Here is a 22951-nt window from a genome sequence, read left to right on the forward strand (position 1 = left end):
CCGGCGTCAGCAGGTGATCGCGGGGTAGGCGGCCGACTGCGTGGCTGCGCGGCCCGTGTCGTCGACTCCGGCGCCGGTCACCGAGGCCGAGCCGGCGGCCAGCGTCGGTTGGCGCACCGTGAAGCTCGCCGTGGCGTTCTTCCCGCCGGCGACGGCCGGGAAGGTCTTGGTGCCGGAGGCGGTCGTGACGGTGATGTCGGCGGGCAGGTCGTCCGTGTTCTTCACGGTCGTGGTGAGCACCGGCTTGCCCGCGACGCAGCGCACCGACGAGGCGGCGGCGAGCTGCAGCGCGACCGGCGCAGCCGGCGCACCGAGCGAGATGCGGAAGCGCTGGCAGTCGTTGTTCAGCACGCTCCACTGGCCGATCCGGGTGCCGTTCTGATCCGAGCAGTTCGACAGGTCGAGCGCCTTGCCGCTGTGCACGGCGCGGAGCTCGACGGTCCCGTCGTTGCCCGGGCGGAGCCGCCAGCTGCTGCCGGTCACACCGCACGCGCCCTGCGTGACGGTCGCGCCGTCGGCGGTGGAGCCGCCGGTGACCGCGAGGCACTTGGCCGCGGCCGAGACGGGGTGCATCTCCACGGCGCCGTCCGCGGCGGCGGTGAAGGTGACGCGCTGGCACGGCGAGCCGAGCCACTCCTGCTGCTGCAGCACCGCGCCGTCGGCGGTGGAGCAGTTCGGCAGGTCGAAGGCCTTGCCGGTGACGAGCGAGGTGACGGCGACCGCGCCGACCGGGCGCAGCGCCCACTCCTGCGAGGCGGCGGCACTCGGCGTCGACTGGCGGATCGCTCCGGAGACCGCGTCGAGCACCTTGCCGCTCCTGCGGTTCGTCAGCGTCGAGTAGCCGCCGGATCCCGGAGCCACCGTCCACTGCTGGCAGGAGGTGGTCAGCCACGCGGACTGCTGCAGCGACGCACCCGAGGCGGTCGAGCAGCCGACCGGCCCGAGCGACTTCCCGCTGCTCGCGTTCACGACGCGGAGGAACCCGTCGCCGGTGCTGTCGAGCGTCCAGCTCGCGCGGGGCGTGGCGCAGGAGCCCTGCACGACGCCGGCGCCGTCGCCGCTCTGGGCCGAGGAGACGGTGGCGCAGAGGCCGGTGCTGCGGCTGACGAGCTGCCAGGCCGCACCCTCGACACGGGCCGTGATCGGCGCGTTCTCGCCGCTGGGCACGGGGATCCGGGCGGCGGTGCCGAGCGGCGTGCCGAAGTCGGGCTCGCCCTCGGCGGTCCAGTCGACGATGTGCGCGCGGGCCGAGCGCTGGCGGCTGCAGCCGTCGTTCGGGCCGGGGTTCGCGTGGTACAGGTTCCAGGTCTCGGTGCCGTCGGGCGAGTCGAAGAAGTCGTTGTGGCCGGTGCCGTACTCGCCGTTCGCCTTCGAGAAGACCGGTCCGTCGCTCTTGGTCCAGGAGGAGGCGAGCACGGGGTCGCCGGTGCCGTCGTACTCGAGGGTGCCGAGCTGGTAGTCCTCGGTGCCGCAGAAGCTCGCCGAGTAGACGATCCAGGTGCGGCCGTCCTTCTGCAGCGGCACCGGGCCCTCGTTGACCGGCATGCCGATGGTCTCCCACGGCTCGACCGGCTCGGACAGCACGTTCAGCGGGCCGACCGCGGTCCACGGGTCCGACATCCGGGCGATGTAGTTGCTCTGCAGCCCGTTGCCCGGCTGGAACGCCGACCAGGTCATGAAGAGCTCGCCGTTCAGCTGCAGGTAGGCGCCGTCGATGTTCCAGGAGTCGACCGGGACCGGCCGGCCCTTGTAGCTGTACGGGCCCATCGGGTCGTCGCCCGCGCTCTCGATCACCTGGAGGTGCTGGCCGTCGAAGTTCCCGGCGGTGCCCATCGTGTACATCAGGTACCAGCGCCAGCCGTTCGGGCCCTCGAGCCGCTGCAGCTCGGGCGCCCACATGTTCGCGTTCCGGCCCGGGTTCGTGTCGGAGTAGACGGTCACCGGAGTCGCGGTCCCGAGCGCCGCGAGCGTCGGCGCCTTGCGCATCACGACGCGGTTGTCCCAGGTGGTGGCGACCAGGTAGTAGTTCCCGTCGTGGAACTCGATCGTCGGGTCGGCCGTGTCCGGCTCGAGCGGGTTCGTGAAGGTCGACTCGCCGATCGCGGCCGCGGGGCTCGCGGCGGCCAGCGGCAGCGCCACGATCGCCGCCAGCAGGATCAGGAGACCGGCGATCAGCCGGCGGCGCAGGCCCGGTGCGGGCGCGGTCAGGTGCATGGATGACTCCGTCGTCGATCATGATGCGGGCGCCCCGTCGGGCCGCGGGAGAGCGGATCCGAGAGCCGGGGCGAGAATTTGTTCACGGTAACAGCGGTAGTTGCGCAAGGTCAAACCCCTCCTGCTGAGCGGGTTCGCCGCCGATTCGCCTCCCGCGCGCCGTGCCGCACAGCGACGGCTGACTATGCTGAACGGACCCGCGATGTCGAGCCCTCGTCATCCCGCCGCACCGAGGGTGCCCGGCTCTCCCCCCAGGGGAGCGGAGGAGGTCCGCGCCATGGCCGAACGGCCCAACCTGCGGCATGTCGCCGCGGTCGCCGGGGTCTCGCACATGACGGTCTCCCGCGTGCTCAGCGGGCACCCGAACATCAAGGAGTCGACCCGGCAGAAGGTCCTCGAGGCCGTCTCCGAGCTCGACTACCGCCCCAACATCGCGGCGCGCTCCCTCGTCACCCAGCGCACCGACCGCATCGGCGTGATGATCGAGAGCGGCGCCGAGTTCGGCCCCTCGAGCACCCTCCGCGCCATCGAGCGGGCCGCGCGCGAGAAGGGCTACTCCGTCACCTCCGTCGCGCTGCGCGACGACCAGGACATGAGTCCCGTCGACGCGATCCGGCACCTCTCCGGTCTCGGGATCGACGCGCTCTGCGTGATCGCGCCGCGTTCCTCCTCCGTCGCGACGCTGCGCACCGTCGAGATCGGCGTGCCGACCCTCGTCGTCAAGTCCGACAAGGACCCGAGCTTCCTCACCGTCTCGGTCGACCAGCAGGCCGGGATGAGCCAGGCCGTCGACCACCTCGCCTCGCTCGGCCACCGCGACGTGCTGCACATGTCCGGCCCGCTCGACTGGCTCGACGCCCGCGCCCGCGAGCGCGCCTTCCACAGTCGCGCGAAGGCCTGGGGGATGCGCGAGCGCCCGATCGTCATCGGCGACTGGACCCCCGACTCCGGCTACGAGTTCGCCCGCAGCCTGCAGTCGGTCCCGGAGTTCACCGCGATGGTCGTCGCGAACGACGAGATGGCGCTCGGCGTCATCCACGGTCTCGTCGAGCGCGGCATCCGCGTGCCGCAGGACGTCAGCATCGTCGGCTTCGACGATCTGCCGACCGCCCGGCACTTCCTGCCGCCGCTGACCACGGTGCGGCAGGACTTCGACAAGCTCGGCACCACCGTCGCCGAGGTGATCCACGCGCGGATCCGCGGCCAGGAGATCCCGCAGCGCACCCGCATCCCCACCGAGCTCGTGGTGCGCGAGTCGACGGCGCCGCCGCGCAGCTGACGCTCGCGACCGGCGCTCGCGTATCATCGGCGGCACCCCTGGCGCGACGCTCCCCCGGCGCCGCCCCGCACACGAACCGAGGACGGCACGTGTCAGTTCAGTCGATGACGACTCCCGCACGCCCCGGTCCCGCACGCCCGGACCCGGTGGTCGAGATGACGGGGATCCACGTCTCCTTCGCCTCCGGGCCCGCACTGGCCGGGGCGCGGCTGCGCCTCGTCCCGGGCGAGATCCACGGCCTGATGGGCGAGAACGGCGCGGGCAAGTCCACGCTGATCAAGACGCTCACCGGGATCCACCAGCCCGACGCCGGTGAGATCGTCGTCGACGGCGTCGCCCGGCGCTTCAGCGGACCGGCCGACGCGAAGGCCGCCGGCATCACCGCGGTCTTCCAGGACGAGCGGCTGACCGACAACCTCAGCATCGGCGAGAACGTGATGATCGGGCACGAGATCCGCGGGCGCCTCGGGATCTCCTGGTCGCGCACCCATGCGCGGGCGGCCGAGATGCTGGCCGAGCTGGGGCTCGAGGACCTCGACCCCCGCCTTCCGCTGCGCTCGCTCTCGCCCGCGATCCGCCAGCTGGTCGCGATCGGCCGCGCGATGGTCGACCGGCCGCGCGTGCTGATCCTCGACGAGCCGACCTCGAGCCTGGACCTCGGCGACGTCGCCCGGCTCTTCACCGTGCTGCGGCGGCTGCGCGGCCAGGGCGTCGCGATCGTCTTCGTCTCGCACTTCCTCGAGCAGGTGCTCACCCTCAGCGACCGCATCACCGTGCTCCGCGACGGCTGCACCGAGGGCGAGTACCCGGCCGGGCGGATGGACCGGGCCGAGCTGATCGCGAAGATGATCGGCAAGGACATCGACGCGCTCCGGCAGATCGGCTCCGACCGCCGCGAGCACCGCCGCCAGCCCACCGGCCCCGCGATCTACCGCGCGGTCGGCATCGGCCGCCGGGGCGCCGTCTCCCCCACCGACATCGAGCTGCACCGCGGCGAGATCGTCGGCTTCGCGGGCCTGCGCGGCTCCGGACGCACCGAGCTGGCGTCGCTGCTCAGCGGCGTGGAGCGGCCGGACAGCGGCGAGGTGCTGATCGACGGCGAGCACGCGGACATCGTCGACCCGGTGTCGGGGCTGCGGAACCGCATCGCGCACTCCAGTGAGAACCGCCGCGAGGACGGGATCATCGGCGACCTGTCGCTGCGCGAGAACCTCGTGCTCGGGCTGCAGGCCCTGCGCGGCTGGGCGCACCCGCTGTCGGCGGCCGAGACCGATGCACTCGTCGCCACCTACGTCGAGGCGCTGAACATCACGCCGGCCGACCCGGACATCCCGGTGAAGTACCTCTCCGGCGGCAACCAGCAGAAGGTCGTGCTGGCGCGCTGGCTCGCCACCCGGCCGCGCCTGCTGGTGCTCGACGAGCCGGCCCGCGGCATCGACGTCGCCTCGAAGGTCGAGATCCAGGCGCACATCTCCCAGCTCGCCAAGGAGGGCGTCTCCATCGTCTACATCTCCTCCGAGCTGGAGGAGGTGGTGCGCCTCAGCGACCGCATCGTCGTCTTCAAGGACCGCGAGAAGATCGGCGAGGTCAGCAACGGCCCCTGGCTCACCGTCGACACCATCGTCGAGATGATCGCCGCCGACACCACGGACGACGACGCCACCGACGACGCCTGGTGACCTGCATCCCGCGCCATGACCGGCACGAGCCGCAGGCGCGGACAATGTCCGCTGCTACGCTCGGGGCAACAGATCCCCCCAGGGCTAGTGCGCGAGCATCCTCAATACCGGGGGGCCTTTTCTTTTCCCCGGGGCCATCCGCACGATGTCAAAACCGTCACTCAGCATCGCTCAACAGATCGAGCTCCTCCGCGAGCGCGGCTTCGACGGCGCAGTCTCCGACTCGACCCTCGCTCGATTCCTTTACGACCACTCGTACTATCGGGCTTCGGGCTACTGGCGCTACTTCCAGGTCGCCCCTCACGACGGCGACAATCGCTTCGAGCCCGGTGTCACCCTCGACAGGATCCGCGATCTCTATCGCTTCGACGCCGTCGTCCGCAGCATCGTCATGGACGGCCTGTCCGATCTGGAAATCGCTGTCCGCGCGCGCTTGGGTCACCATCTGTCCGAAGGCGAGGACGGCGCGGGCCGCTACCTCCGCCCGCACACCTATGCCACCCCACGCTCCCGCAACGGCGCCGCAATGCGAGTCGATCTCCTGAGAACGATCGGCGCCGAGGTCGCTCGCACCAAGGAGCACTGCGTGGCGAAGTATCGGGATACCGGCGACGTCGTGCCGGTCTGGGTCGCGATGGAGGTCCTCTCGTTCGGCACCGTCTCCAAGATGTACCGACTTCTCGACGATGAACCCGTCCGGGAGACGATCGCGAAAGGATTCGGTCTCAACGAATCGCGGCGGCTGGACTCCACTCTCCATTCGCTCAGCGTCCTGCGGAACGTCTGCGCGCACCACGGTCGGATCTGGAACAGAGTCGTCGCCGTGAAGCCCTTCGTTCTGAACCGGCTGCGAACGGAGGCCGACCCGAGCATCTATCTCGGCACCCCTTGGGGATGGTTCGTCGTTCTCGCCGATCTCGTCGACGGCGTCCGCGGAGGAAGCGGTTTCAGCACGAAGCTCTTCGACTTCATCGCCGGCCATCCCGAATGGGAGGACGGTCTGAAGCATCCGCACCCGCGATGACGGAAGCCGGTGAACACGGTTGACCCCTGTGAAACGTCTCACGTAGGGTGGCGCGGGACCGGGGAAAGCGCATTCCTGCATCCCGGACCATCGATGCCGAGGGATTCAATGCCGAATTCACGTCCGTTCCGTCCGACCACCGCCGCCGGGGCGCTCCGCTCCGGCCTCGGCCTCGCGCTCGCCGCGGGGCTCGCGCTGACCGGGGCCGCGCCTGCGTCCGCGGTGACCGCAGCACCACCCGCCAACCCCGTCCTCACCGCGCAGCTGGAGGACCTCGACCGCGGGGTCGTCGCGCTCGCGTCGCCCGACGGCGGCGTCTTCGTCAGCTGGCGGCTGCTCGCGACGGAGGTGACCAGCTCCTCCGACAGCGGGATGGTCGGCGCCGACTTCGCCGTCTACCGCGGGGCGGAGCGGATCGGCGTCGTCACCGACAGCACCAACCTGCACGACCCGGCGGGCGCGCCCGGCGACGAGTACCGCGTGGTCCCGCTCGTCGACGGCGCCCCCGGCGAGCCCAGCGCGCCGGCCGTCGCCTCGGCGGACGCCTTCGAGACGCTGCCGCTGCAGAAGCCGGCCGACGGCGTCACTCCGGCCGGTGAGGCGTACACCTACAGCGCCAACGACATGAGCGTCGGCGACATGGACGGCGACGGCGACTACGAGTACGTCGTGAAGTGGTACCCCTCGAACGCGAAGGACGTCTCGCAGAAGGGCTACACCGGCAGCACCTACCTCGACACCTACGAGGCCGACGGCACGCTGCTGCACCGCATCGACCTGGGCGTGAACATCCGCTCCGGCGCGCACTACACGCAGTTCCTCGTCTCGGACTTCGACGGCGACGGCCGCTCCGAGATCATGACGAAGACGGCCCCGGGCACGACGATCCTGCCCGGCGGCGACGCCGCCCGCGCGGAGTCGATCACGCTCCTCCCCGAGGACGTCGCCGCGGGCGTCACCGCGCAGGACGACTACCGCCTCTCCGCCGCCGGCTACCGCGAGCACCTCATCGAGGTCTTCGAGGGCTGGGGCACCCGCGAGGAGGTCACCTCCGGTCAGTGGCCCGCCACGCTCGAGGAGGCGTTCGGCATCGCGCCGACGCACGCCTACCCCCTCGACCGCGCCGGGGCGACGGAGCTCGCCGACTACTTCATCGACGTCTACGCGCCGAGCCGGAGCGACCGCAACGACCTCACCACCTTCGAGGGCTTCATCCTGAGCGGCCCCGAGTACCTCACCGTCTTCGACGGCGAGTCCGGCGAGGAGCTGCAGACCGTCGCCTACGAGCCGGCCCGCGGCGACGACGGCCTGCTCTGGGGCGACTACGCCTACTCCCGGATCGAGCCGGGCAACCGCAACGACCGCTTCCTCGCGGGCGTCGCCTCCTTCGACGGCGAGACGCAGTCCGCCGTCTTCGCCCGCGGCTACTACACCCGCGCGGTCGTCGTCGCCTACGACTGGGACGGCACCTCGCTCTCGCAGCGCTGGGTCGCCGACAGCGGCCACGTCCCGCTGACCAACCCCTTCAACGACACCCCGCACGGCCGCGAGGGCACCAGCCCGGAGTGGGCGACGCTCACCACCCAGGGCTTCCACTCGCTGAGCGCCGCGGACGTCGACGGCGACGGCCGGCAGGAGATCGTCTACGGCTCCGCCACCCTCGACGACGACGGCAGCCTGCTCTACAGCTCCTACGACACCCTGCCCGAGGGCAGCAGCGCGCCGGGCACCGAGGCCAAGCTCGGCCACGGCGACGCGATGCACGTGACCGACATCGACCCGGCGAACCCCGGGCTCGAGATCTTCTCCGTGCACGAGGGCGGAGTCGGCGCGCCCTACGGCTACGCGCTGCGCGACGCCGCGACCGGCGAGGTGCTCTTCGGCGCCTACTCGGGCAAGGACACCGGCCGCGGGATGATCGGCGACATCGATCCCGCGATCCCCGGCCAGGAGGTCTGGGCGATCGGGACGCTCTCGGCGAGCGGCGAGCCGCTCGACGGTGGGGATCCCGCCGAGCAGCCCGGCACCAACCAGAGCATCCGCTGGGCCGCGGACATGACCACGCAGATCGTGGCCAGCACGACGATGCAGGACGCGACGCCCGTCACTCCGACGATCGTCACCGGCGACGGCACGGTGCTGCTCTCGGCCGACGGCACCGTGACGAACAACGGCACGAAGGGCAACCCGTCGCTGGTGGCGGACGTGCTCGGCGACTGGCGCGAGGAGCTCCTGCTGCCGACCGCGGACTCGAGCGCGATCCGGATCTACTCGAGCACCGAGGTCACCGACCGCAAGCTGACGACGCTGATGCACGACCCGCAGTACCGGGTCGAAGTGGCGCGCCAGCAGACCGCGTACAACCAGCCGTCGTACACCTCGTACGGGCTGGCGAGCGACATCGACTGGTCGACGGTGCCGGTGCTCGCGCAGGAGGGTGCGCCCCAGCCGACGCCGGAGCCCACGCCCACACCTCAGCCCACCGGCACGCCCGTGCCGATGCCGACCGAGACCGCGCCGCCCGTGGTGCCGGCGCCGGACGAGCCCGCGCCCGGCCAGCCCGCGCCGCACGCGCCCGCGCCGGTCGCCGGCCCCGACGGCGAGCTCGCCGCCACCGGCACCGACCTGTCGCTGCTTCCGCTGGGCGCGCTCGCGCTCCTGCTCGGCGGCGGGGCGCTGCTGCTGCGCCGTCGCGCGACGCCCAGCGCGTAGCGAGCCCTTGCTGGTCGAGTAGCCGCGCAGCGGCGTATCGAGACCCGCCCCTCCCCCGGGAGGCGGCGGGTCTCCGGCGTTAATGCACGATCGTTACCGAAGAGGCCGGAACGCTGTTGCGTCACAAGAAATGTTCACGGTAACATTTTGCCCAGGACGCACCCGGACGTGTCACTGCACGACGGGCGTCCACCGCACATCCTGCACTCACCGCACCTCGGGCGCCAGGCCCGCACTGCACACTCATCACATCCGGGCCCCTGGGCCCGCACCCACGGACGCTCCCGCGCGTCCGTGATCTCAAGGAGGAGATCCATGTACAACACGAGGCGTTTCGGCCAGTTCCTCGGATTCGCAGCAGTCGGCGCACTCGCGCTCGGCCTCGCCGGCTGCTCCGGCGGCTCGGACACCGCCGCAGGCGGCGGTGGCGACGACGTCACCACCATCGGCTTCGTGGCCGTCGGCCCCGAGGGCGCGTGGCGTCAGGCGAACGAGACCAACATCGAGGAGACGTTCACCGCCGACGCGGGCTACGACCTCAAGTACGCCCCCGCCACCAACGGCGACCAGAAGTCGCAGATCGACTCCTTCACGTCCTTCGTGGACGAGGGCGTCGACATCATCCTGCTGTCGGCCACGGAGGGCTCCGGCTGGGAGGACTCGCTCGAGCGCGCTCAGGAGGCCGAGATCCCGGTCATCCTGATCGACCGCGGCATCGAGCCGGACAACACCGACCTCTACGTCACCCGCATCGCGCCGGACAACATCGCGGTCAGCACCTCGGTCGCCGACTGGGCGAAGACCGCCTTCCCCGACGGCGCCAAGTACTTCACCCTCGAGGGCCCCGCCGGCGTCTCGGTCGTCAACGAGCGCAACGAGGGCTGGGACGAGGTCATCGGCGCCGACTCCGCCTTCACCAAGGTCGGCGCGCAGACCGCCAACTGGTCCACCGAGGAGGCCAAGAGCGTCTTCGAGACCGTCCTGAAGTCGAACAACAACGACGTCCAGATGGTCTTCGCGCAGAACGACGAGATGGGTCTCGGCGCGGTCCAGGCCGTTCAGGAGGCCGGCCTCACCCCGGGCGTCGACGTCAAGATCGCCACGATCGACGGCACCAAGAACGCCCTGCAGGCCCTCGCCGACGGTGAGCTCAGCTTCGTCGCCGAGTACAACCCGCTCTTCGGCGAGACCGCCCTCGACGCCGTCGAGAAGACCCTCGCCGGCGAGACCGTCGAGTCCTCGATCGTCGTCCCGAGCGAGACCTTCGACTCGCCCGAGGCCGCGGCGACCGCCCTGCCCGACCGCAAGTTCTAGAAAGCCCCTCTAGGCAGCACCCCTCCCCCACCGGAGCGACCGGGGCCCCACGCGGGTCCCGGTCGCTCCCACCTCCGGCGCAGAGCAGCGCCACTCGAGAACGGAACGACGCGACATGGCGGATTCGCCTCCGATCGTCGAGATGAAGAACATCTCGATCAGCTTCCCCGGCGTCAAAGCCCTCGACGGTGTCGACTTCCGCCTGTTCCCGGGCGAGGTCCACACCCTCATGGGCGAGAACGGCGCCGGCAAGTCCACCCTCATCAAGGCGCTGACCGGCGTCTACAAGATCGACAGCGGCGAGATCGTCGTCGGAGGGACGCCCCGGCGCCTCGCCGGCACCGCCGATGCGCAGGCGGCCGGCATCTCGACCGTCTACCAGGAGGTCAACCTCTGCACCAACCTCAGCATCGGCGAGAACGTCATGCTGGGCTACGAGGTGCGCGGTCCCTTCGGCATCAACTGGCGGGCGACCCACGAGGCCGCGAAGCGCGCCCTCGAGCGCCTCGGCCTCGGCCACCTCGACCCCCGCCGCCCGCTCTCCTCGCTCTCCATCGCGATGCAGCAGCTGGTCGCGATCAGCCGCTCCACGGTGAGCGACTCGCGCGTGCTCATCCTCGACGAGCCGACCTCGAGCCTGGACGCGAACGAGGTCGAGAACCTCTTCGTCGTCATCCGCCGCCTCCGCGCGGAGGGCGTCGCGATCCTCTTCGTCTCGCACTTCCTCGACCAGGTCTACGCGATCAGCGACCGCCTGACGGTGCTGCGCAACGGCACCTACGTGGGCGAGTACCTCACGCACGAGCTGGACCGCACCTCGCTGATCTCCAAGATGATCGGCAAGGACATCGCCGCCCTGCGCTCCCTCGACTCCGAGCGCGCGGACAGCGACCACCTCTACCGCGAGGCCCCGCTCTACACCGCGAAGGGCCTCTCGAAGAAGGGCTCCATCGAGTCCACCGACCTCACGCTGCACCGCGGCGAAGTCGTCGGCTTCGCCGGCCTCCTCGGCTCCGGCCGCACCGAGCTCGCCCGCCTGATCTACGGCGTGGACAAGCCCGACACCGGCGAGATCACGCTGCACGGCAAGAAGATCGACGTCCCGACGCCGACCGCCGGCCTCGCGCACAAGATCGCCTTCTCGAGCGAGAACCGCCGCGACGAGGGCATCATCCGCGACCTCTCGGTCCGGGAGAACCTCATCCTCGCCGTCCAGGCGAAGCGCGGCTGGGCCCGCCCCCTCTCCAAGAAGGAGAAGGACGAGATCGTCGCGAAGTACCTCGTCGAGCTCAACGTGCGCCCCGCCGACCCGGACCGCCCGATCAGCAAGCTCTCCGGCGGCAACCAGCAGAAGGTGCTCCTCGGGCGCTGGCTGGCCACCGCCCCGGAGATCCTCATCCTCGACGAGCCGACCCGCGGCATCGACGTCGGAGCCAAGGCCGAGATCCAGGAGAAGGTCGTCGCCCTGGCCGGCGAGGGCGTCGCCGTGGTCTTCATCTCGTCCGAGCTCGACGAGGTCGTCCGCCTCAGCGACCGCATCATCGTCCTCAAGGACCACCGCGTGATCGCGGAGATCCTCAACGGACCCGCTGTCACTGCGGAGTCGATCGTCACTACCATCGCCGCAGAGGGAGTCGTCGACGAGGACGTCGTCGTTCTCGAAGGCGCCACGCAGGAGGCCGCATCATGAGCAGCGACACGCGACCGGACCGGGGCTCGCTCCTCGCGAGCCTGATCCGCCGTCAGTACTTCTGGGGAGCGGTGGCCATCGTGCTGCTGCTGCTCGTCAACGTCGTCAAGGACCCGAGCTACCTCGGCGTCACCGTCAGCCCGACCACGGGCTACCTCGTCGGCAACGTGATCGACATCGCCCGCGCCGCCGCCCCGATCCTGATGATCGCGGTCGGCATGTGCCTGGTGGTCGCGACCGGCGGCATCGACCTCTCGGTCGGCTCGATCATGGTCGTCGCCGGCGCCGTCTCGATGGAGTTCCTCAACGCCCAGGGCGCGCCGGACTCGCTCGGCGCCGCCGCGGCCGCCTTCGCGCTCGCGCTGCTGGTCGCCGGAGTGCTCGGCGCTGTGAACGGAATCCTGGTCTCGGTGGTGGGGCTCCAGCCCTTCATCAGCACGCTCGTCGTGATGCTCGCCGGCCGCGGCCTGGCGAAGGTCATCACGGGCGGCCAGAACACCGCCGCGACGAACGAGCCGTTCCGCTGGCTCGCCAACGGCTACGTCTTCGGACTCCCCGTCGTCTTCCTGCTCGCCATCGCGATCGTCGTGGTCGTCGGGGTCCTGGTGCGCCGCAGCGCGCTCGGCCTGATGATCGAGGCCATCGGCATGGACCCGAAGGCGGCCCGCCTCGCCGGCATCAACCGCCGCGGCCTGCTGATGACCGCCTACATCGGCTCCGGCGTCCTCGCCGGCGTCGCGGGCGTCTTCGCCACCGCGAGCGTGATGACGGTCGACGTCTCGCGCACCGGCTACCAGCTCGAGCTCGACGCGATCCTCGCGGTCGTGGTCGGCGGCACCTCCCTCGCGGGCGGCAAGTTCAACATCACCGGAGCGGCCGTCGGAGCGATCCTGATCGCCACCCTCGACAAGACGGTCGTCTTCCTCGGCGTCTCGTCCTCGGCGACGCCCGCCTTCAAGGCGATCGTCATCGTCGCCCTGTGCCTGCTGCAGTCGGAGCGGGTCCGCTCCGCCTTCAAGAACCGTCGCGAGGCGCGCCGCAGCGTCCCGCAGAAAGAGGCGATCCCCGCATGAGCGCCGTGCTGACCCGACCCGCCCCGCCGGCGAAGTCGAACCGCTCCTCCGCCACCTCGTGGCTGAGCCAGCACCTCGACAAGCTGCCGACCCTCGCCGCCCTGGTCATCTTCCTGGGCATGATCATCTACGGCGAGGTCGCCTACGGGCGCATCCTGCAGGCGAGCACGATCTCGAACCTGCTGATCAACAACGCGCACCTGATCATCCTCGCCGTGGGCCTCACCTTCGTGATCCTCACCGGCGGCATCGACCTCTCGGTCGGCGCGGTGATCGCCTTCAGCAGCGTGAGCGGCGTGCTGCTGATCAACAGCGGCTGGAACCCCTGGCTCGTGATGCTGCTGATGGTGCTGATCGGCTCCGCGTTCGGCCTGATCTCGGGCGTGCTGATCCAGTACTTCAACGTCCAGCCGTTCATCGCGACCCTCGCGATGATGTTCCTGGCCCGCGGTCTCGCCTCGATGCTGAGCACGGTCCCGGAGCGCCTCCCCGAGGACTCGGCCGTGCTGTCGCTCGCGACGCCGATGAAGCTGATCGACGGACCGAAGGTCAACGACTTCGTGATCAGCCCCGGCGTTATCATCGCCGTGCTCGTCGTCGCCGCCGCGTTCTTCGTGCTGCACCGCACCCGCCTCGGCCGGACGGTCTACGCGATGGGCGGCTCGGAGCCGTCGGCCGCGCTGATGGGCCTGCCCGTCGTCCGGACCAAGCTGCTCATCTACGTGATCAGCGGCACCCTCGCGGGCCTCGCCGGCGTGGTCTACACCGCCCGCCTCGGCAGCGCGCAGAACATCACCGGCACCGGCTGGGAGCTCGACGCCATCGCGGCGACCGTCATCGGCGGCACGCTGCTCACCGGCGGCGTCGGCTTCGTCCTCGGCTCCGTGATCGGCGCCCTGGTCCTCGGCCTGATGAACGTCCTGATCACCCGCGACGGCGGCATCCCGCCCGAGGCGACCACCATCATCACCGGCGGCATCCTCCTCGTCTTCGTGCTCCTGCAGCGCGCGGTGATGGCCCGCAACCGGACCTGACGTCCGGGCGCAGCGCCACTCGATCCGTCACGAACGGTCGCCTCGGAACTCTCGGGGCGACCGTTCTCGACGTCTCGGCGCGGCCGATCCGAGGCGCGGAAATCCCCTGCGGATACCCGTCGCGTTGACGTCAACATCGTGTTACCGTGAACATCTCCGGTGCGTGCCGGACCCTTTCCCTTCAGCAATGGTGCCGAACAAGGAGTTAGTGCGATGAAGCCCTTCCTGCGACCGGTCGTCCTCGTGACGGCTCTCGCGCTCACCGTCCCGCTGCTGACGGCGCAGTCCGCCGCAGCCGCTCCGGCCGATGATCTCGTCCTCCGCTACGCGCTCGACGCGACCAGCGGCACGACCGCCGTCGACAGCTCCGGCAAGGGCCGCGACGGCGTCCTCTCCGGCGGCGCGGTCGCCTCGGGCGCCGCGGGCGTGACGCTCGACGGCGTCGACGACTTCGTGAAGCTGCCCGACAACGTGCTCGCCGGCCTCAGCTCGATCACCGTGAGCACCGAGGTGCTGGTGAAGCCGAGCCAGGGCACGCCGTACTTCATCTGGGGCCTCGGCAACACGACGAACAACGCGGGCAACGGCTACCTGTACACGACGGGCAACAGCTACAAGGCCTCGATCGCCACCGGCAACTGGACCACCGAGCAGACCGTGAACTCGGGAGCCGACCTCGCCCGCGGGGTCTGGAAGACGCTCACCTACACGCTCGACGACGCCTCCGACACCGCGCGGCTCTACCTCGACGGCACGCAGGTCGCGCAGCAGACCGGAGTGACCATCACTCCCGGCGCCATCGGCGGCGGCAGCACCACCGCGAACGCGATCGGCCGCTCGGTCTACACGGGCGACAAGTTCCTGGCCGGCTCGGTGCGCGACTTCCGCATCTACAGCAGCGCGCTCAGCGCCGCCGACGTCGCGACCCTCCAGGCGAGCGACACCACACGCACCACCCGCGACGCCGCCGCGCTGAGTCTCGGCGACCTCTCCGCCGTCACCGCGAACCTCACCCTGCCGACCACCGGGCCCAACGGCTCGGCGATCGCCTGGTCCTCGAGCAACGCCGCCGTCGTCTCCTCCAGCGGGGTCGTCACCCGGCCCGCCTCGGGCAGCGCCCAGGCCGTGCTCACCGCGACCGTCACCCGCGGCTCCGCGACGCAGACCCGCACCTTCACCGCCACCGTGCCCGCGCAGGACGCGAACGCCGACGCGCAGAAGGCGCTCGACGCGCTGAGCATCGTCAACGCCGGCGACGTCCGCGGCAACGTCACGCTGCCCGCGAAGGCCGGTGCCTTCGACGTCTCCTGGGCCTCCTCGAACACCGCCGTCGTGAGCACCACCGGCGTCGTGAAGCGCCAGGCCGCCTCGACCCCCGTCACCCTCACCGCGACCGTCGCCGGCACCACCGCCACCCGGCAGCTCCCGGTCACCGTCACCGCCGCGCCCGCGAACCTCGACACCGAGTACGACGCCGGCTACCTCTGGACCCACTTCGCCTCGACCGACTACGAGAAGATCTACTTCGGCTCCAGCACCGACGGCCTGCACTGGTCGAAGCTCAACAACGACAAGGCCGTGCTCGCCAACCTCGCCGGCACGCTCGGCGTCCGCGACCCGCACCTGGTCCGCTCCCCCACCGGCGACGAGTACTGGATCCTCGGCACCGACCTGCACGCCGAGGGCACCGCCGGCGGCGGCTCCTGGGACCAGGTGAACGCCAGCCAGAAGCTCGTCGTCTGGCGCTCCACCGACCTCGTGAACTGGGGCCAGCAGAACCTCGTCTTCGCCGGCGCGCCGAACGCGGGCAACGTCTGGGCGCCCGAGGCGATCTGGGACGAGGCGACCGGTCAGTACTACGTCTACTGGTCCGGCCGCGACAAGACGCAGGTGAGCACCGACGATTGGGCGCTGCGCGTCTACGTCTCCACCACCCGCGACTTCCAGAGCTTCTCCACCCCGAAGGTCTGGCTCGACGAGAACTCGTCGACGAACAACGCCGACGGCCCGAACATCATCGACACCACCATCGCCGTCGAGAACGGCGTCTACTACCGCTTCTCCACCTCCGACTGGCGCACCGTCGTCGACAAGGCCTCGAGCCTCGCCGGCCCGTGGACCCGCGTGATCGCCCGCGGCGAGGAGACCTCCCGCGGCCTCTCCGACCACCTCGAGGGCCTCACCGTCTACCAGCTGCCCGACGGCCGCTGGGTCGTGATGGGCGACTCGTTCGGCTACTCCGCCTACGTCACCGACACCCTCGCGGACATGCGGTTCACGGCGCTGCCGGTGGGCACGACCGGAGCGAACACCTACTCCTTCTCGAAGCCCTTCCGCCACGGCTCGGTGCTGCGGCTCTCCAGCGCCGAGGAGGCCCGGCTGAACGCGGCCTACGGCGCCACGAGCACCGGCCCGACCCCGAAGCCGGTGAACGCGAAGGGCGAGATCCTCCGCTACACCTTCGACGGCGGCTCCGGCACGACCGTCACCGACAGCTCGGGCAACGGCCTGAACGGCACGATCGTCTCGGGCGGCGCCTGGCAGACCGGCTCGGTCAAGCTCGACGGCACCGACGACTACATCAAGCTGCCGGACGATCTGCTCGCCGGCGTCACCGACGTCACCGTGCAGACCGAGGTCTGGATCGACCCCGGGCAGAGCGGCGCCTACTTCCTCTACGGCCTCGGCAACACCACCAACGGAGCGGGTGACGGCTACCTCTTCACCTCCGGCAACAACTACCGCACCAGCCTCACCACCGGGAACTACACCACCGAGCAGACCGTCTCCTCCGGCTCGGCCGTCCCCCGCGGGCAGTGGGCGCAGCTGACCTACACGCTCTCCGGCACCACCGCGACGCTCTACCTCGACGGCGTCCGCGTCGGCGGCGGCACCGTCACGGCCGACCCGAAGGACATCGGCGGCGGCACGACCACGGCCAACTACATCGGCCGCTCGAACTACGACGCCGACAACCGCTTCCGCGGCCAGGTCCGCGAGTTCGCCCTTTACAACCGGGCGCTGAGCTCGGCCGAGGTGCTCGCCTCCTCCGGCAACACCACCGTGCTGGCCGACGTGACGCTCACCGGCGACGTGCTGAAGACCGCTCCGATCGTCGACCAGGCGACCCGCACCGTCACCCTCCCGGTGAAGCCCGGCACGGACCGCTCGAAGCTGACCCCCACCTACTCCACCGCCGCGGGCGTCACCGCGAGCCCCGCCTCCGGCACCGTCCGCGACCTGCGCACCCCGCAGACCGTCGTGCTGACCCCGGCCGGCGGCGGAGCGACCACCACCTGGACGCTCAAGGCCGTCGAGATGAAGAGCCCCGTCCTCCCGGGCCTCTACGCCGACCCGAACATCGCGGTCTTCGGCGACACCTACTACCTCTACGCGACCTCGGACGGCTTCCCCGGCTGGGGCGGCAAGACCTTCTACGCCTGGTCCTCGAAGAACCTCGTCGACTGGACCCGCTCCGCGCAGCCGATCCTGACCCTGGACGGCGCGAACGGGAACGTCCCGTGGGCGACCGGCAACGCCTGGGCGCCGACGATCATCGAGAAGGGCGGGAAGTACTACTTCTACTTCTCCGGCCAGAACGCGGCGCTCGACCGCAAGACGATCGGAGTCGCGGTCGCCTCGAACCCGATGGGCCCGTTCACCGCGCAGCAGTCCCCGATGATCACCAACGGCGAGTCCGTGAAGTCCGGCCAGGCCATCGACCCGGCCGCGTTCACCGACCCGGCCACCGGCAAGAGCTACCTCTTCTGGGGCAACGGCGCACCCGTGTACGCCGAGCTCTCGGACGACATGCTCTCGATCAAGGCGGGCACCATCAAGACGATCTCGGGCCTCACGGACTTCCGCGAGGGCGCGTTCATGAACTACCGCAACGGGCTCTACCACCTGACCTACTCGATCGACGACACCGGCTCGGAGAACTACAAGGTCGGCTACGCGACCTCGACGAGCATCGACGGACCGTGGACCTACCGCGGCGTGATCCTGGAGAAGGACCCCTCGCAGGGCATCCTCGCCACCGGCCACAGCTCGATCATCAACGTCCCCGGCACCGACGACTGGTACATCGCCTACCACCGCTTCGCCATCCCCGGCGGAGACGGCCAGCACCGCGAGACCACCATCGACAAGGTGACCTTCGACCCGGCGACCGGCCTGATGCAGAAGGTCGTCCCGACCCTCACCAGCGTCAGCCCGCAGACGGTGCCGACCGCGGCCCCTGCCATCACGGCGACCGCTACGGCGTCGACCCGCTGCGTGCAGGGCAAGGTCGTCCTCTCGGTCGTGGCGACGAACCCGAACGCCTTCCCGGTGAAGATGGTCGTCACCTCGACCGCGGGCTCGAAGACGTTCGAGGAGGTGGCCGCCGGCAAGAGCGTCACCCACTCGTTCACGACCCGCACCGCCGCTCTGCCCGCCGGCTCCGCGACCGCCACGGCCACCGCGTTCGTCGCGGGCAAGCCCGCCACCGCGACGGCCACCGCTCCGTACGCGGCGGCGAGCTGCGGCTGACGCGCTCGCGCCTCCCACCGACCTCACCGACCACCCGACACCACTGACCCCACACCACTGAACCGGACGGCGACGACGCCGTCTCGAGAACGGAGAACACCCGCTATGAACACCCGCTCCTTCCTCCTCCGCGGAACCGCCGGCATCGCCGGAGGCCTGCTCCTGCTCGGCGTCGCCGGCACCGCCTTCGCCGACGAGCAGCAGGGCGCCGACGACGTCGACGTCAACGTGCAGATCGCCCCGCTCACCGGCGGCGGCGCCCTCTCGATGACCGTCGCGAGCGACGCCACCGCCCTGACCGAGAACGGCTCCACCAGCGTCGTCCGCCAGTTCACCGGCACCCTGCCCACGGTCACCGTCACCGACACCCGCGACGCCGCCGACATCCCCGCCGGTGCCGGCTGGTACGTGCTCGGCACCGCGAGCGACTTCACCTCGTCGACCGGCGACACGATCGGCGCGGAGAACCTCGGCTGGGCGCCGAACCTGATCGACGGCGGCGACTCCGGCCTCGTCGCCGAGGGCGACGTCGTCGACACCGCCATCGACGGCGGCCCGGACGGCGTCGGCCTCGTCGACCAGGAGCTCCTCGCCATCACCAACGACTCCGCCGGAGTCGCCGAGGAGGGCTCCTGGACCGCCAACGCGGCCCTGACCCTCAAGACCCCGACCACCGTCGACGCCGGCGACTACAGCTCGACCCTCACCCTCTCGCTCTTCGAGTGAGCCTGCCGGTCGAGTAGCCGCCGCCGGCTGCGCGCTTCATGCTGGTCGAGTAGCCGCCGCAGGCGGCGTATCGAGACCCACCCTGCTGGACAGGTGGATCTCGATACGCCCGCTCCGCGGCCTACTCGATCAGCATGCGGCGCCCCCGCCGGCTCCTCGCATGCTGGTCGAGTAGCCGTCGCAGGCGGCGTATCGAGACCCACCCCGTGAGAACCTGGACTCCCCATGACCTCCGTGCTCCGCGCCCTCCTCGCCGTCCTCGTCGGCGCGCTCGCGCTCTCCGCCGCTCCCCCGGCCCTCGCCGCCGCCGCGACCGACCAGATCACCTGGGCCGTCAGCCCCGCGACCGACGGCGCCGTCGACAAGCGCTCCTGGGTCGAGCTCGACCTCGACCCCGGCGCCACCGCGGACGAGCAGGCCGCGGTCCGCAACCTCAGCGACCAGACCGTCACCTTCCGGATCGACACGGCCGACGGCTACTTCACCGACAAGGGCCGCTTCAACATGCTCCCCTCCGACCAGGAGTCCGTCGACGCCGGCACCTGGATCACCGCGCCCGAGACCGTCACCGTCGAGCCCGGCGGCACCGGCATCGTCCCCTTCACCGTCACCGTCCCCGACGACGCCGAGCCCGGCGATCACGCCGCGGGCCTCGCCGCCTCCCTCGTCTCCGTCGGCACCGACGTCGGCGGCTCCTCCGTCGGCGTCGAGAGCCGCATCGGCTTCCGCGTGATGACCCGCGTCACCGGCGACGTCGCCCCCGCCGTCGCCGTCGAGAACCTCACCGGCGACTACCGCCTCTCCTGGAACCCCTTCCAGCCCGGTGCGCTCACCGTCACCGCCGACATCGTCAACACCGGCAACGTCCGCCTCCTCCTCGACGGCAGCGCGACCGCCCAGGGCGCCTCCGCCCCGCTCGTCGCCGCCGACGCCGCCCAGCAGGAGCTGCTCCCCGGCGACCGCCGCGCCGTCACCCTCCAGCTCGACGACGTCTGGCCCCTCTTCGCCGTCGGCACCGACCTCACCGTCGCGCCGACCGTCGTCACCCCCGAGGGGCTCGACCCCGTCGAGATCGCCCCGCTCACCGAGTCGACCACCACCGCCGCCGTCCCCCTGCCCCAGCTCGCCGTCCTCCTCGGCCTCGCGCTGATCCTCGCCGCGCTCCTCGCCGGCCGCACCCGCTCCCGCCGCCGCGTCGCCGCCCTCGTCGAGCAGGCGAAGGAGGAGGGCCGCCGCGAGGCCGCCCACCAGCCCTCCTGACGCCGGCCCCGTCCGCCCCCCTCCGCGAGATGCCACTTGTGCACGCTTTCCACGGCGTGTCACGCTCATAAGTGGCATCTCGCGGAGCGGGGGGCCTCGACGGCGTCCGCGTCGTCCGGATCGACCGCTACAGCAGCACGACGCAGTACCGGCGGACCGTCTGGACCAGCGCCGTGCTCCCCGCCGGCGTGCACACCGTCTCGTTCCGCGCCACCGCCGACCGCAACCCCGCAGCGAAGGGCCGGACCCTCCTCCTCGACGCCGTCCTCATCACCGGCTGACCCCTCCCGCGAGATGCCACTTGTGCACGCTTTTCACGGCGTGTCGCGTGCACAACTGGCATCTCGCGTTTGCTTCTCCCTCGCACTCGCCAGGCGTGAAACCATCTTCGTATGAATCAGAGGAGCGTCGAGTCGACCGCTGTCAGGGCGCCGGAGGAGGACGAGTCGCAGGTCGAGACCGCGTATCTGCTCCACTCCCCCGAGAACGCCCGCCGACTCCTCTCGGCGGTCGCGAGCGCACACTCCGGGGACACCTTGGAGCGTGACCTGCTCGAACCGTGACCCGCCTGCTCACCAGGACGACCGGCGACATCGACGAGGTCTCCCTCGACGGCGCGCATCTCGCGGGCATCGATCGCGAGATGCCACTTGTGCACGCTCTTCACGGCGTGTCGCGTGCACAAGTGGCATCTCGCGGAGGGGGGCTACTGGTACGTGATCAGGTCGGGGAGGGGGGCGACCTGGGCCATCGTCTCGGCGGGGGTCAGCATCGGGAGGTCCTCGTCGTAGAAGTTCTTCCAGCCCCAGGCGATGCCCTCGGGAGCGCCCTCGTGCAGGGCGTTCCAGGTGGCCTGCTTGTCGGGCTGGCCGCCCTGGCCGTCGACGTGGATCAGGAACTCGAGCTCGGGGCGGTCGCGGCGGATGTTGTCGCGGTCCTGCAACATCGACAGCCGGAACTGGTGCAGCACGAACATCTTCGGCGGCAGGTCCTCGCGCTGCACGAGGTCCGCGAGCCAGCTCGAGACGCTGTCGACCTCGGCGGCCTGGACGCGGCCGATCTGCGCGAGCGGCACCTCGTCGGGGGCGAGCCGCCACTCCGGATCGAGGGCGAGGCCGACGTTCGGCAGGCGCAGCAGCTCCTCGTAGGCCTGCGCCTGAGTGAGGAAGTCGGAGCGGCCCGGCTGCAGGTCGAGCACGACGTACATGCCCGCCGCCGCGGCCGCGTCGATGTAGGGGCGGATGCCCGACGGGTCGAGCTCGTTCGAGTAGTCGCCGTCGCCGCCCGCGCTGCCCGCCGCGACCGTGGTGATGATCTCGAGGCTCGGCACGACCTGCAGATCAGTGAGCGAGCGGTACGGCTCGGCCACCGCCTCCGCCCGCGCGATCGTGGCATCGAGGCCCTGCTCGCCCAGCACGCCGAGGACGGGTGCGCCGGGCGTGCCGTAGATCGCGACGTAGAGGTGCCCGCCGAAGAGGCGCTGCCCGCCGCCGGGCAGCTGCCAGCCGCTCGCGGCCGCGCGCACCGACCACTCCGGCAGCGGCTGCGCGGCGAGCACCGGGCCGAGCAGCAGGGTGCAGGAGGCGCCCGCGTCGGCGATCGCGGTGACGGCCGGCCCCGAGGCGAGGAGGTCGGTCACGGAGTCGCCGACGAGGGTCACCGGCACGCCGACCGCGCGCGCGTTCGCGACGGCCGCGACGTCGGAGGCCTGGGCGAGGGCGGTCACCCCGGCGAGCGGCTCGGCCCGCGCCGGCAGCGCGCCGAAGGGCGGCTCCGCGGGAGCACCGGGCGCGAGGGCGACGAGGGAAGCGGCGTCGAGCGGGCCGACCGCGACTCCGGTCGCCTCCTCGATCGCGGCGGCCTCGGCGGCGGCGGTCACGGTGTCGACACCTGCGTGCTCGGCGACGGCGCCCACGGCGACGACACGGGTGGTGCCGAGGCGTGCGAGCTCGGCGTCGATCGAGGAGCCGGACGGCGAGGCCGAAGCCGTCGCGGTCGACGTGGATCCGGCACTCTCCACCAGCAGCGGCACGCCCCAGGCGATGCTCACCTGCGCGGCGAGCAGCACCGAGGAGGGCACGTCCTCCGCCACGACGACGAGCGGCGCCGCAGTGAACAGCAGAGCGCTCGCACTCGCGGCGTCGACGGCGAGCGCCACCGGACCGGCGGGTGCGGCGGCCTGCGTGCGCGGCGCCTCCTGCGGCTCGGAGTCCGAGGGGGACGCGGAGTCGAAGGTGCAGGCGCTCAGCAGCGGCAGGACGGCGAGGCCGCCGAGCACGACGCCGCGGCGGGTGAGGCCGCGGCGGGTCAGCCGATCGACGGCGGGGACGTCGGGGATCTCGGGGGGCATGCGCGGACCTCTCCTCTCGGAGCCGGCGGGCTCACTGGTGCGCGGTGGGTCTCGCTCCAGTGT

The 22951-nt window shown here is 71.1% G+C and carries 14 protein-coding genes; 12 read left to right on the forward strand and 2 right to left on the reverse strand.

What is annotated here, in order from left to right; genetic code table 11:
• Window positions 1-6: 6 nt before the first annotated feature.
• The gene (locus EDF22_RS15310; RefSeq protein ID WP_185038975.1) at window positions 7-2214 is read right to left on the reverse strand and encodes an RICIN domain-containing protein; all 2208 of its coding nucleotides are present in this window, start codon (window positions 2212-2214) and stop codon (window positions 7-9) included.
• A gap of 277 nt (window positions 2215-2491) precedes the next feature.
• On the opposite strand from EDF22_RS15310, the gene EDF22_RS15315 reads away from it, so the two are divergent.
• From EDF22_RS15315 to EDF22_RS15370, 12 genes are all read left to right on the forward strand, one after another.
• A complete protein-coding gene (locus EDF22_RS15315; RefSeq protein ID WP_166674005.1) occupies window positions 2492-3493 on the forward strand; it encodes a LacI family DNA-binding transcriptional regulator in 1002 nt (333 codons plus the stop codon).
• 104 nt (window positions 3494-3597) lie between these two features.
• A complete protein-coding gene (locus tag EDF22_RS15320) occupies window positions 3598-5172 on the forward strand; it encodes a sugar ABC transporter ATP-binding protein (protein WP_123705745.1) in 1575 nt (524 codons plus the stop codon).
• 145 nt (window positions 5173-5317) lie between these two features.
• Window positions 5318-6196, forward strand: a complete 879-nt coding sequence (locus EDF22_RS15325; RefSeq protein WP_123705746.1) for an Abi family protein — start codon at window positions 5318-5320, stop codon at window positions 6194-6196.
• A gap of 108 nt (window positions 6197-6304) precedes the next feature.
• Window positions 6305-8908, forward strand: a complete 2604-nt coding sequence (locus EDF22_RS15330; RefSeq protein ID WP_185038977.1) for a rhamnogalacturonan lyase — start codon at window positions 6305-6307, stop codon at window positions 8906-8908.
• 315 nt (window positions 8909-9223) lie between these two features.
• Entirely contained in the window at window positions 9224-10222 is a 999-nt protein-coding gene (locus EDF22_RS15335) for an ABC transporter substrate-binding protein (RefSeq protein WP_123705747.1), read from the forward strand.
• A gap of 115 nt (window positions 10223-10337) precedes the next feature.
• On the forward strand, window positions 10338-11912 hold the full coding sequence (locus EDF22_RS15340; RefSeq protein WP_123446516.1) for a sugar ABC transporter ATP-binding protein: 1575 nt from the start codon (window positions 10338-10340) through the stop codon (window positions 11910-11912).
• On the forward strand, window positions 11909-12985 hold the full coding sequence (locus EDF22_RS15345) for an ABC transporter permease (protein WP_123705748.1): 1077 nt from the start codon (window positions 11909-11911) through the stop codon (window positions 12983-12985). Before EDF22_RS15340 ends, EDF22_RS15345 begins: the two co-directional genes overlap by 4 nt.
• A complete protein-coding gene (locus tag EDF22_RS15350) occupies window positions 12982-14019 on the forward strand; it encodes an ABC transporter permease subunit (RefSeq protein WP_123705749.1) in 1038 nt (345 codons plus the stop codon). Before EDF22_RS15345 ends, EDF22_RS15350 begins: the two co-directional genes overlap by 4 nt.
• A 213-nt stretch (window positions 14020-14232) precedes the next feature.
• A complete protein-coding gene (locus tag EDF22_RS21450; RefSeq protein WP_123705750.1) occupies window positions 14233-18552 on the forward strand; it encodes a family 43 glycosylhydrolase in 4320 nt (1439 codons plus the stop codon).
• 105 nt (window positions 18553-18657) lie between these two features.
• Entirely contained in the window at window positions 18658-19278 is a 621-nt protein-coding gene (locus EDF22_RS20925) for a hypothetical protein (protein WP_123731744.1), read from the forward strand.
• A gap of 225 nt (window positions 19279-19503) precedes the next feature.
• Entirely contained in the window at window positions 19504-20538 is a 1035-nt protein-coding gene (locus EDF22_RS15365) for a WxL protein peptidoglycan domain-containing protein (RefSeq protein ID WP_123705751.1), read from the forward strand.
• Window positions 20539-20609: 71 nt separating this feature from the next.
• Window positions 20610-20819 (forward strand): hypothetical protein, encoded by a 210-nt coding sequence (locus EDF22_RS15370; RefSeq protein ID WP_123705752.1) that lies wholly within the window; start codon window positions 20610-20612, stop codon window positions 20817-20819.
• Window positions 20820-21244: 425 nt separating this feature from the next.
• Here EDF22_RS15370 and EDF22_RS15375 read toward each other — a convergent pair whose 3' ends face one another.
• Window positions 21245-22888, reverse strand: coding sequence for a hypothetical protein (locus EDF22_RS15375; protein ID WP_123705753.1), 1644 nt, complete (start codon window positions 22886-22888; stop codon window positions 21245-21247).
• Window positions 22889-22951 lie beyond the last annotated feature (63 nt).

Source organism: Rathayibacter sp. PhB127 (genome assembly GCF_003751665.1).
Classification (GTDB): domain Bacteria; phylum Actinomycetota; class Actinomycetes; order Actinomycetales; family Microbacteriaceae; genus Rathayibacter; species Rathayibacter festucae.

What these genes read in the sequence shown, in the direction of transcription:
- EDF22_RS15310 (WP_185038975.1), bottom strand. Translation starts at nt 2,214, where the DNA reads ATGCACCTGACCGCGCCCGCACCGGGCCTGCGCCGCCGGCTGATCGCC.
- EDF22_RS15315 (WP_166674005.1), top strand. Translation starts at nt 2,492, where the DNA reads ATGGCCGAACGGCCCAACCTGCGGCATGTCGCCGCGGTCGCCGGGGTC.
- EDF22_RS15320 (WP_123705745.1), top strand. Translation starts at nt 3,598, where the DNA reads ATGACGACTCCCGCACGCCCCGGTCCCGCACGCCCGGACCCGGTGGTC.
- EDF22_RS15325 (WP_123705746.1), top strand. Translation starts at nt 5,318, where the DNA reads ATGTCAAAACCGTCACTCAGCATCGCTCAACAGATCGAGCTCCTCCGC.
- EDF22_RS15330 (WP_185038977.1), top strand. Translation starts at nt 6,305, where the DNA reads ATGCCGAATTCACGTCCGTTCCGTCCGACCACCGCCGCCGGGGCGCTC.
- EDF22_RS15335 (WP_123705747.1), top strand. Translation starts at nt 9,224, where the DNA reads ATGTACAACACGAGGCGTTTCGGCCAGTTCCTCGGATTCGCAGCAGTC.
- EDF22_RS15340 (WP_123446516.1), top strand. Translation starts at nt 10,338, where the DNA reads ATGGCGGATTCGCCTCCGATCGTCGAGATGAAGAACATCTCGATCAGC.
- EDF22_RS15345 (WP_123705748.1), top strand. Translation starts at nt 11,909, where the DNA reads ATGAGCAGCGACACGCGACCGGACCGGGGCTCGCTCCTCGCGAGCCTG.
- EDF22_RS15350 (WP_123705749.1), top strand. Translation starts at nt 12,982, where the DNA reads ATGAGCGCCGTGCTGACCCGACCCGCCCCGCCGGCGAAGTCGAACCGC.
- EDF22_RS21450 (WP_123705750.1), top strand. Translation starts at nt 14,233, where the DNA reads ATGAAGCCCTTCCTGCGACCGGTCGTCCTCGTGACGGCTCTCGCGCTC.
- EDF22_RS20925 (WP_123731744.1), top strand. Translation starts at nt 18,658, where the DNA reads ATGAACACCCGCTCCTTCCTCCTCCGCGGAACCGCCGGCATCGCCGGA.
- EDF22_RS15365 (WP_123705751.1), top strand. Translation starts at nt 19,504, where the DNA reads ATGACCTCCGTGCTCCGCGCCCTCCTCGCCGTCCTCGTCGGCGCGCTC.
- EDF22_RS15375 (WP_123705753.1), bottom strand. Translation starts at nt 22,888, where the DNA reads ATGCCCCCCGAGATCCCCGACGTCCCCGCCGTCGATCGGCTGACCCGC.